The organism is uncultured Phascolarctobacterium sp., from assembly GCF_905212365.1.
Lineage (GTDB): Bacteria > Bacillota > Negativicutes > Acidaminococcales > Acidaminococcaceae > Phascolarctobacterium_A.
In genome coordinates, this window is record NZ_CAJMEH010000070.1 from 1 (window position 1) to 9,831 (window position 9,831).

Sequence of the window (9,831 nt, forward strand, 5' to 3'; positions counted from 1 at the left end):
CCAGCCGATGCCCAGATGCACAATGCGCGGCAGCAGGCGTACCGTCACAGTAAAGGGCTGCAAATGCTTATTCAGCGTTACAGCCATGCCAACCGGCAGGCTGTCGTTTAGTTCTACCTGCCGCGGCAGCTCGCCCTGCACCTCAATACCATCGTCCACATACAGACCCACTCTTTCACCAGCCACCAACGCGGCGGCAAAGTCTTTAGCCGCCTTCAAGGAGCACAGCGTCATATCGTTGCGCGCCGCCCATTCGTCCACGGCAAACAGTCCGTTTACGTCGGTAGCGGTAGTCACGCAGGCCTTAGCGCCCAAAGCGGCAGCCAAACAGCGGGCCAGCTCGTTGGCCCCGCCGATATGCCCGGACAAAAGCGGAATAACAAAATTCCCTCGCTCGTCCAGGGACAACACAGCCGGGTCTGTCAGCTTGCTTTTGATAAAGGGTGCGATAGTGCGCACAGCAATGCCCACAGCGCCCACAAAAACCAGCGTCTGGGAGCTGTTAAAATCTTCGGCGCAGACTGCGTTATGGTCGGGCAGCATAGGCTCCAGCCCCGTCTGCTCCGCATATTTGGCTGCAGTGCGGTTAGTCACCTCATAGCCCACGCTCTGCAAATACCGGCATACCTTTTTGCTCAGCTCAGCCCCGCGGACGGAAAAGGAATAGATCGCCGCCTGCATAACGCTTATTTAACCTCTGGCTTTACGTTCAGCTTACTGGGGTCCGCCTCGCGAAAGCCGTGAGCGAAGGTGGGGTTATACAGCTCACTGCGGTCATACTCGTTGCCCAAAAAGCCGCCTACGGTAATCAGCGCGGTTTTGTTAATGCCATACTTAGCGGCGCTTTCAGCCAAGGTGCCGACGGTACAGCGAATAACCTTTTCATCTGGCCAGCTGGCCTTGTAAACAATAGCAGCCGGAGTATCGTTGGTGTAGCCGCCCTTAACCAGCTCCACCTGCAACTTTTCCAGCATACCGGAGCTCAGGAAGATAACCATAGTAGCCTTATGAGCTGCATAATCGGCAATCTTCTGACGGTTGGGCACGGGGGTACGGCCCTCCATACGGGTAATAATTACGGATTGGCTTACGTTGGGCAGAGTGTATTCCGCTTTCAGCACGGCAGCGGCAGCGCAGAAGGAGCTTACGCCGGGCACAATTTCGTAATCCAGATTGTAGCCGCGCAGCAGGTCGATCTGCTCGCGATGCGCGCCGTAAACGCTGGGATCGCCGGTGTGCAGGCGCACTACCAGCTTGCCCTCCTGGGCGGCGGGAACCATAGCCGCGATAACTTCTTCCAAAGTCATATGGGCGCTGTTCATAATCACGCATTCGGGCTTGCAGTATTTCAGCAGCTCAGGATTGACAAGGGAGCCCGCATAAATGCACAGATCCGCCTTTTCCAATAATTCTTTACCTTTTACAGTAATCAAATCAGCAGCGCCGGGGCCTGCACCAATAAAATAAATCATTACTTATCAAACTCCTTTTCTTTCACCAAAATAACCGAGAAATAGCTGCTGGCAGGATCGATTTCCTCCAGATTGCGATACACCTTCTCTCCCGGCAAACCGCAGCGCTCTACCATACCGGCGTTTTTAATCAGGCCCTTTTCGCGCAGCTCGTCGCGTACGCGGCCAATTTCGCTGGCGGATTTCATAAGCACCTTATTGCCGGGGCCGTCCAAAAATTTAGAGGATTCCTTATAGCTGCCGGGCAGCACAATCAAGGGTTCCGCCCTTTCGCACAAAGAAGTATTCAGCTTAGCTGCCACGGCGCAGATAGAGGTTACGCCCGCCACCAGCTCGGCGTCGTAGCCGTCGGCCAGCACAAGCTTATGCACATAAATGCAGGTTGCGTAAACCGTAGGACAGCCCAAGGTGATAAACACCACGTTCTTGCCCTCGTCCAGCAGCTTTTCAATGGCGTCAGCGCCCTCGCGGTGAGCCTTATCCATTGCAGCCATATTCTTTGTCATCGGCATATAGATGATTACTTGTTCCTTTTCGTCCAGATTAACGATCTGATTAACGATCTCTTTTGCCGTCATCACATCAGTGTCGCCTTTAGGCAGCGCAACCACGTCGCACTCCTTCAGCAAACGTACAGATTTCAGCGTCATCAGTTCCGGATCGCCAGGGCCAATACCAACGCTATAAAGTTTACCTCTCATAGTCACTCACATTCTCCTTTTTGCTTGTGTAATTGGATTAAATCATCTGCATACTTAGTTCTGCCCAAAATGCCGTAAACATTAGAAAACATCAAAGCTGCAGTTTTTATTTTGCCATGCACCCTATGCTGCATGTAAAAATCAATTTTTTCCGTTACTTTTTCAACAACGGGCTCGAATAAATGCTCCCGCTGCAAAACCTTAGTCACCTCGTCAGTGGTCAGGCAGCCGTAAATTTCCTTGCCCACCTCTACCGACGCTCCATGGAACATGGCCTCCAGAGCAAACAGCTCCGTGCGGCAGTCCGCGTACTTGGAATGGGTATTCATTACGCCTTGGGCCAGCTTTACCAGCTTGCCGGAATGGCCTATTAAAAGCAGCGTCTCAAAGCCGCAGAACACGGCGTAATCCAAAAGCTCGCCGACGAAATTACTGCAGGTAACCGCGCCCTCTAAATCCAGGTGCATAATATCGCGGGTAAAATCCTCGCCGTAATTGCCGAAAAATACCAATAGATTTTTGTTGCCTCTGGCCTGCTGCGCCCTGATTTCCACATACATGGTCTCAATCAGCGCCTTTTCGCTCATGGGCTCCACAATACCGCTGGTGCCCAGCACCGACAGTCCGCCGATAATGCCTAAGCGGGGATTGAAGGTTTTCTTGGCAATTTCCACGCCTGCGGGCATGGAAATTGTTACCAGCAGGCCGCCTTTATAGCCCTCCTGCTCCATCACCTGCTGCACCTCGGCTGTAATCATGCGCCTTGGCGTTGGGTTAATAGCGGGGCCGCCCACCTGGCAGGCAAGTCCGGGCTTCGTTACGCGGCCTACGCCTACGCCGCCTTCGATGTTCACGCCGTGTTCGGCACATTTTTCCACTTTGGCATATACTAAAATTCCATGGGTATCGTCCGGGTCGTCCCCGGAATCCTTGCGGATAGCGCAGCTGGCGTACTCGCCAGTAATCGTTACGTCCAAAGGTTCCAAATCAAGAACAATGCCTTTGGGCGTATCTATGCGCACCGTATCCACACGCTCGCCTGTAAGCAGCATTCTGGCTGCCGCCTTAGCCGCGGCCGTAGCGCAGCTGCCGGTCGTATAACCGCAGCGCAGGTTCTTGCCCTGCGAAAATTGATATTCTTCCACAGCCATTTCTCCTTTACAAGCTATTTTACCATATAAGATAAATTATTGATAATAAGAAAAGACTTCTGCCGAATCCGACAGAAGTCATAAAGACAGAATTTTGCTAATGACGATAATTCGCGGCAATTAGAAAACCCACTGTCTCCATCACTCGTGGATTCAGAGAACAGCGTAGGCTGGCTGCTGACTTAGACTTTGTGCCTGCACAGCGGCGGGACCGTATGGAGTGAACCATCTTACCATTTAGGCATACTGCACCTACACCAATAGCTTTGTTTATTATAGCATAAAGCCGCCTAAAATCCAATACCTTAACGATAAAAAACTCAGCCCTACTAGGAAAAGATATCGTATCGCCAAAGTACAGGGATTTTAACGTATTAGTAAGGATTGCTAGAAACAAATTTTTCTTTCCGCCATCAAGCTCAGTAGTCTTGCCGAAGGCCCACAGGAAATCCCTCCGTATAATCCTTAAAATTGATAGCCGTAACATTTTCTACCATGAATAAACCTACTATCAGCAGAGCAGGCGTTGTAGCGAAATTTGCAATTTTGCAATATAAATAAATTATATCACAGAATACCCGCCCATGCTGATATAAAATTTTCTATTTTGTTGATTTAAAAGGATACATAAAAGGCAGACAAGCTAAGCCTGTCTGCCTGAAAACTCGTATTTAATTATAAAACTCTGCAAGCGCCGTAATAACGCGCGCCCCAATATCCGGTGAAGGCGGAAGATATGGTTACGCCCGTACTCGTACCAGCGTGAATGAAATTGCCGTTGCCCACATAAATACCTACGTGGGAAGCGCCCGGCTCATAAGTCGTAAAGAAGATTAAATCTCCGGGGCGCAGCTGGCTCATCGAAATTTTCCGGCCTGCATAGAATTGGCTGTCTGCCATACGCGGCAGGGAAATCCCCGCACGAGCGAACGCATACTGCGTAAATCCGGAACAATCAAAGCCGTAAGGCGAAGTCCCGCCAAATACATACGGCGTACCGATAACGCTGTAAGCGGCGCGCATTACGCTGCGCGCAATGGAATTGCTACGGTTAGGAGGCATTTCTTTGTTCATCAGCGCTTTGTAGGTAACTTCGCCAACAACGCCGTCTACCTCCAGCCCTGTATCCGCCTGAAAACGCTTCACCGCGCTTTCGGTAGCAGGACCGAATTCACCGTCTATATTACCGATATTATAACTCAATTCAACAAGCCGTTTTTGAATGGCTAAAACTTCTTGCCCATCGTCACCGCGTTGAAAGGAAGCAAAGGCTATCGTTGTACCCGCCAAGCTAAACATGACGGTAAGACAAAATATAAGTATTCTTCGTTTTACCAAAAGCATCTACATCCTTTCATCTTTAATTACGAAACTATTATAGCACAAATTACCTCATCTGTAAAACGCATTCGCCGCTGAAATTGTGAAATCGGCATTATTTTTTATTTATTTCCCAAGTTTTTATCCGTTTTTATACGCCGTGCTACTAAATATAGCGGTCGATGTTTGCTTTCCTCAAAAATGCGGCCTATGTACTCGCCTAAAATACCTATACCCACGAGTTGGATACCACCCAAAAACAAAACGCTGACAGTCATAGTAGCCCAACCCGGCACAGCGTCGTCAATGATAAATTTAACGTAAAAGACATGGCCTAAAAGCAAAATACTGCTGACGCCAAAAACCAGTCCTACATAAAAAGCCCAGCGCAGCGGAAGATTAGAAAAGGCCGTAATGCCGTCCAATGCGAAGTGCAGCATTTTATGCAGGTTAAATTTGGAGTGACCGGCAAAACGCGGCGGCGCTATAAATTCCAGTACAGTCACCCTGAAGCCCAGGGTATTTACCAGGCCGCGAATAAAACGGGCCCGTTCGCGGTATTGCTTAAAGGCGTCTACGGCAACGCGGTCCATAAGGCGAAAGTCGCTGCCGCCGGGAGTTATCTCCACCTCTGATAAAGCGTTAATCAGCTTATAATAGGCATTGGAGGTAAATTTTTTAAAAAAGCCCGCATCCTCCGTCGCCATCCGTTTGGTCTGAACAATTTCGTTCCCTTGCTCCCACAAGCGCAACAGCTGCGGCAGCAGCTCCGGCGGATGCTGCAAATCGCCGTCCATGGTAATCACAGCGTCTCCATCGGCGTTATCCAGGCCGCAGGTCAGCGCCATCTGATGCCCATAATTACGGCTCAGCAGGTAAGCCTCCACATGGCTGTCTTTTTTGGACAGCTCGTTTAAAATCACGGCGCTGTTGTCACGGGAACCATCGTCGACAAAAATAATATTATAATCGTAATGCTCCGCGCTCATTACGTCCGTTGCGCGTTTATAAAATTCACACAAATTCTCCTGCTCGTTAAAGACAGGCACAACTATCGATATTTTCTGCATATTGTTCACCACTATGTTTGTTTTAATGAGAAAAGGCTGCCTCCAGGGCAGCCTAATTATCAGGTTTGAGTACTCAATAAGCCGAGTTCTGTTCCGCAAAGCGGCGATAATCATTTATCTAGGCTTACAGTTGCCTGCAAGCTCAAGCGACACAACCCGGAAGGCTCAGCGGGCAGCTTCATCCCTCCCCTATTTGGTCTTGCTCCGGATGGGGTTTACCTAGCCAGCCTGTTGCCAGACTGCTGGTGCGCTCTTACCGCACCGTTCCACCCTTACCTGCCGCAGCAGGCGGTACGCATTTCTGTGGCACTATCCCTGAGGTTACCCTCGCCGGACGTTATCCGGCATCCTGCCCTGTGGAGCTCGGACTTTCCTCATCTGGCTTAAAGCCAGCCGCGATTATCTTTCGTACTCAAATGGCTATATAAACGCCGCTAATTTAGCTCTTACAGGCAGCTTACATCAACGGCTACTTATATACAAAAGCTTTCGAGAAACCCTATAAAATTTTGCAAGCTGCTTAATTTTATAAGCAGTTTTCTTATCCTGCAACATTATATCACAAGAAGCTTTCTCATCATAATACTTTTCACAAAGATTTTACAAAATTTTATTCAAAGCTGCTGTTATTCAGTTATAAGCGCTGCGTTAAGCTTTTCCTCCCTTCTTGCTAGCAGCATTGATGCGCAGGCAGCTTCAGTTGATTATTACTATACGCTTATTGCCTTAATCATATCTTAACCAACCTCTATCAGCAGCATTTTCAAGTAATCATATCTATAATAGTATTTTTATTTTCAACTCAGCCTTCGCTGAAAAAAGCCGTCGGCGTAATAACTTTCACGCCAACGGCTCTTATATACTTTACATTTATTTTTCCGTACTGAACAGGGCTTCGACAAATTTATCAGGCTCGAAGGGGCGGAAATCCATAATGCCCTCGCCTACGCCAATCCATTTTACCGGCAGGCCCAGCTCTTCCTTAATGGCTACTACTACGCCGCCCTTGGCCGTGCCGTCCAGCTTGGTCAGCACTACGCCCGTTACGTTAGCCGTTTCCATAAACACCTTGGCCTGATTGATAGCGTTCTGGCCGGTAGTAGCGTCCAGCACCAAAAAGGTTTCATGGGGAGCTTCAGGAATTTCGCGTTTGATAATACGGTGGATTTTTTCCAGCTCGTTCATCAGATTAGCCTTATTATGCAGTCGTCCCGCCGTATCGATAAACAGAATATCAGCCTTACGGGCGATAGCGGCCTTGACACCGTCAAAAACTACAGCCGCCGGGTCGGCGCCCTCGTTGTGACGGATAACGTCGCAGTGGGCCCGCTCGCCCCAAATTTGCAGCTGCTCGGCAGCGGCGGCGCGGAAGGTATCGCCTGCGGCCAAAATAACCTTGTATTTGAACAGCGTAAAATAGTTAGCCAGCTTGCCGATGGTCGTGGTCTTGCCCACGCCGTTGACGCCTACCACCAGAATTACCGTCGGCTTGGCGCCGATGCGGGTACGCTGTCCGGAATCTTTCAGCATTTCGGACATATAATTTTTCAAAAAGGGCATTACGTCCTGCGTTCCGGCAATTTCCTTCTTTTTAGCTGCCTGGCGCACGGCGTCAATAAGCTTTTCCGTAGTCTGTACGCCCACGTCGGCGCTCAGCAGAATCATTTCCAATTCTTCCAGAAAGTCCTCGTCAATTACGGCGGACAAACCGACCAGCTCCTGAATACGGTCGGTGAAATTGCGTCTGGTCTTGGTCAGACCTTCTTTTAAACGCTCAAAAAAACCCATAGCTTAACTCTCCTTTGCATTTATCTTAACGGATAATAATTTAGATACACCGGATTCTTCCATTGTCACGCCGTACATAATATCGGCTGCTTCCATCGTACCCTTGCGGTGCGTGATAACGATAAACTGGGTCTGACCGGAATAATCGCGCAGGAAATTGGCGAAGCGCTGAATATTGGCGTCGTCCAAAGGCGCGTCGATTTCGTCCAGAATGCAGAAGGGCGACGGCTGGTAGCTCAACAGCGCGAAAAGCAGAGCGATAACTGTCAGCGCTCTTTCGCCGCCGGACATAAGGTACAGGCTTTGCAGCTTTTTGCCCGGAGGCTGCACCTCGATATTGATGCCCGAATTTAACAGGTCGTCTGGCTGCGTCAGCGTCAGCAGCGCCGTACCGCCGCCAAAAAGCTTAACATAGCATTTGGCGAAGTACTCGTTGATTTTGGCGAAGGCCTCCTTAAAGCGCTTGGTCATACCGCTGTTGATTTCGCTGATGACCGCCTCCAGATTATCCTTGGCTGTGCAGAGGTCGTCGTACTGCCGCCGCAAAAATTCGCTGCGCTCCTTAACGGCTTCATATTCCTCGATAGCAGCCGCGTTAATAGGCCCCAAAGCGGAAATGGCCAGCGCTAGCTTGCTTTCCTGCTTTTGCAGCGCTTTAAGGTCTAAGGCCTGCATTTGCTGCAAATCTGTTTGCCGCGCCTGCGCCTCGTCCAGCTGATAATCCTGCTCCAGCTGCTCCAGCACATGCTGATAGTCGCTTTCCTGCCGCGCTAGGGCCAGCTCCGTCTGCCGCAAAGCGGCTTCGCTGTCGCCTGTCTGCCTACGGGCCTGGGCAATTTCTTTTTCCAGCTGGCTCTGCCGCAGCAGCAACTCGCCCCGCTGCTGGGCGAAGTCGTCCTTGCCTCCCATAATGCGGTGCAGCTCGGCCAACACGTTTTCGCTTTGCTGCTGCAAGCGCTGCTTTTCTGCGCCGCATTCCGCAATGGTTTGCTGCAAGCGCTCAGCCTCCTCGCTGTTGGCCGCCATATCCCGGCGTACCCGCAGCGTATCCTGGTCCAGTCCCTGCATGCGTTCGCTCATCAAGCTGCTCTTGGCCGTCGATGTTTCCAAAAGCACGCGGGCATCCTGCAAATTATTTTCCAAAGCCGTTACTGCGCTGCCCAGCTGCGCCATCTGCTTCTGCAAAGCTTCCAGCTGCGCCTTGGCTTCCGTGTCCTGACTTTCCCGCTGGGCCACGGCGGCGCGCATATCTTTTAGCCTATCGCGGTTCTGCAAATAAGCGTTAGTCACCTGGCTGCGGTCGTCCAGCAACAGCGCCAGATTTTCGCTTTCGCGCCGTTTGCTTTGCTCAACCTGCTCCAAGCGCAGCTTTATTTCGCTGGCCTTCAGCATTTGCTGCTGTAATTGCTCGTTGACTCCTTGCAGCTTGCGCCCCTGCGTTTTGGCTATTCCCTCCTGGGCTTCCAGCTGCTCCTGCCAGCTCAGCATTTCCTGCCGCAGCACTCTCACCTTCCCCCGGCATCTTGACGCAATCCGGATATTTCTCCTCCAGAGCCATCAGTTTTTCCTCGATCTCCCGGATCTGTCCGGCTCCGTCATTCAGAATTTTCAACTCATCTGCTGTAAATTGATCCTTTGCAGCTTCGATCGCCTTCAGAAGAAAATCGCCGTAATTATTATTGTCTTCATTTACCACCTGATCCTTATCGATCGTCAGGAACAGCTTTTCCCAGAGCTTCGCATTGGCTGACTGGATGTCCTCCTCCTTCTGCATCAGCTCTTGATACAGGTCTGCTGCTTCTTTGGCATCTTCCGGCTCCGCGGACAGTGACGTTCCGCTCTCTGACGTCTGCCCGGAGGCATTTTCCTTGTTATTCTTTGCTCCCCCGCACGCTGTGAGGCCAAATGCCAACACAAGGATGAACAGGATCGCTGTCATATATGATCGTTTCATTTCTTTTCTCCATTTCTATTTGAGTCGGACGCAAAACCGTAGCAAAAGCTGACGGCATCCGTGGGACAGGCGTTGATACACTTCCCGCACCGGATACATTCCGTGTGATTGGGTGAGCTTGTGACATCGACATCCATCTGACAGACTCTTCTGCATGCTCCGCAGGATATGCATCTGTGTTCATCCACTTTGATCCCAAGCAGGGATACCTTGTTCATCAGCGCATAAAACGCACCGAGGGGACAGATCCATTTGCAGAACGGCCGATAAAACAGCACACTTAGAACGAAAACTCCGATCAGGATCATAAGCTTTCCGGTAAACAGATGTCCCAATGCCGACCGGATCCCCGGATTAACGGCTGACAAAGGAATT

General features: G+C 50.5%; 10 protein-coding genes and 1 other RNA gene. All 11 read right to left on the reverse strand.

Features of this window, described 5'->3' with window-relative positions:
- A partial coding sequence (locus tag QZ105_RS09395; protein WP_293729661.1) for a cobalamin biosynthesis central domain-containing protein occupies window positions 1-681 on the reverse strand: 681 nt, incomplete at its 3' end.
- 5 nt (window positions 682-686) lie between these two features.
- Entirely contained in the window at window positions 687-1,472 is a 786-nt protein-coding gene (gene cobM, locus QZ105_RS09400; protein ID WP_293729662.1) for a precorrin-4 C(11)-methyltransferase, read from the reverse strand.
- Window positions 1,472-2,173 carry a precorrin-2 C(20)-methyltransferase gene (gene cobI, locus QZ105_RS09405; RefSeq protein ID WP_293729663.1) on the reverse strand — a complete coding sequence of 234 codons (702 nt, stop codon included), beginning with the start codon at window positions 2,171-2,173 and terminating at the stop codon, window positions 1,472-1,474. The genes cobM and cobI overlap by 1 nt, the downstream gene beginning before the upstream one ends.
- 2 nt (window positions 2,174-2,175) lie before the next feature.
- Window positions 2,176-3,324: a cobalt-precorrin-5B (C(1))-methyltransferase CbiD gene (gene cbiD, locus QZ105_RS09410; protein ID WP_366936035.1), complete on the reverse strand. Its 1,149-nt coding sequence runs from the start codon at window positions 3,322-3,324 to the stop codon at window positions 2,176-2,178.
- A gap of 675 nt (window positions 3,325-3,999) precedes the next feature.
- A complete protein-coding gene (locus QZ105_RS09415) occupies window positions 4,000-4,668 on the reverse strand; it encodes an NlpC/P60 family protein (RefSeq protein ID WP_293729665.1) in 669 nt (222 codons plus the stop codon).
- Between the two features lie 98 nt (window positions 4,669-4,766).
- Complete coding sequence (locus QZ105_RS09420) at window positions 4,767-5,714, reverse strand: glycosyltransferase family 2 protein (protein WP_293729666.1); 948 nt, start codon at window positions 5,712-5,714, stop codon at window positions 4,767-4,769.
- A 62-nt stretch (window positions 5,715-5,776) separates the two neighbouring features.
- Window positions 5,777-6,129, reverse strand: an RNA gene (gene rnpB / locus QZ105_RS09425) — RNase P RNA component class A.
- 455 nt (window positions 6,130-6,584) lie between these two features.
- The gene (ftsY, locus tag QZ105_RS09430; RefSeq protein WP_293729667.1) at window positions 6,585-7,502 is read right to left on the reverse strand and encodes a signal recognition particle-docking protein FtsY; all 918 of its coding nucleotides are present in this window, start codon (window positions 7,500-7,502) and stop codon (window positions 6,585-6,587) included.
- A 3-nt stretch (window positions 7,503-7,505) separates the two neighbouring features.
- The gene (locus QZ105_RS09435) at window positions 7,506-8,894 is read right to left on the reverse strand and encodes an AAA family ATPase (protein ID WP_366936037.1); all 1,389 of its coding nucleotides are present in this window, start codon (window positions 8,892-8,894) and stop codon (window positions 7,506-7,508) included.
- Window positions 8,851-9,456: a hypothetical protein gene (locus QZ105_RS09440; protein ID WP_293729668.1), complete on the reverse strand. Its 606-nt coding sequence runs from the start codon at window positions 9,454-9,456 to the stop codon at window positions 8,851-8,853. The genes QZ105_RS09435 and QZ105_RS09440 overlap by 44 nt, the downstream gene beginning before the upstream one ends.
- On the reverse strand, window positions 9,453-9,831 hold a 379-nt coding region (locus QZ105_RS10615; RefSeq protein WP_366936036.1), incomplete at its 5' end, for a 4Fe-4S binding protein. The genes QZ105_RS09440 and QZ105_RS10615, both read right to left, overlap by 4 nt.

Bases quoted from the DNA above. Each gene is read 5' to 3' on its own strand.
- QZ105_RS09440 (WP_293729668.1), bottom strand. From the start codon at position 9,456: ATGAAACGATCATATATGACAGCGATCCTGTTCATCCTTGTGTTGGCA.
- cbiD (WP_366936035.1), bottom strand. From the start codon at position 3,324: ATGGCTGTGGAAGAATATCAATTTTCGCAGGGCAAGAACCTGCGCTGC.
- ftsY (WP_293729667.1), bottom strand. From the start codon at position 7,502: ATGGGTTTTTTTGAGCGTTTAAAAGAAGGTCTGACCAAGACCAGACGC.
- cobM (WP_293729662.1), bottom strand. From the start codon at position 1,472: ATGATTTATTTTATTGGTGCAGGCCCCGGCGCTGCTGATTTGATTACT.
- cobI (WP_293729663.1), bottom strand. From the start codon at position 2,173: ATGAGAGGTAAACTTTATAGCGTTGGTATTGGCCCTGGCGATCCGGAA.
- QZ105_RS09415 (WP_293729665.1), bottom strand. From the start codon at position 4,668: ATGCTTTTGGTAAAACGAAGAATACTTATATTTTGTCTTACCGTCATG.
- QZ105_RS09435 (WP_366936037.1), bottom strand. From the start codon at position 8,894: ATGCTGAAGGCCAGCGAAATAAAGCTGCGCTTGGAGCAGGTTGAGCAA.
- QZ105_RS09420 (WP_293729666.1), bottom strand. From the start codon at position 5,714: ATGCAGAAAATATCGATAGTTGTGCCTGTCTTTAACGAGCAGGAGAAT.